At 33.6% G+C, this 250-nt stretch carries 1 protein-coding gene; it reads right to left on the reverse strand.

What is annotated here, in order from left to right:
• On the reverse strand, positions 1–250 hold a 250-nt coding region (locus tag ACRHNM_RS17570; RefSeq protein ID WP_431137936.1), incomplete at both ends, for an HAD family hydrolase.

The following is a 250-nucleotide window of genomic DNA, read 5'->3' on the forward strand; positions in this document are numbered from 1 at the left end:
ACCAATGGAGGCTACTTTATTTTCTGAATTTTTCTTTATTGCTTCAACTTCATTTAATTTATCCTCTGGCAATAAACCTCCCTTGGCATTTTCTATATTTAAATCCTTTGCCACTTGTTGAGTTATGGAATCTTTATCTCCTGAAAGCACCATTATTTTTTTAATCCCTACCCTATGTAAACTTGATATGGTTTCTTTAGCAACCTCCTTTAATTCGGGCGCAATTACCACATAACCTGCAAAAACATTA

The sequence above is a fragment of the Psychroserpens mesophilus genome, from assembly GCF_050617655.1.
Taxonomy (GTDB): Bacteria; Bacteroidota; Bacteroidia; order Flavobacteriales; family Flavobacteriaceae; genus Psychroserpens; species Psychroserpens mesophilus_A.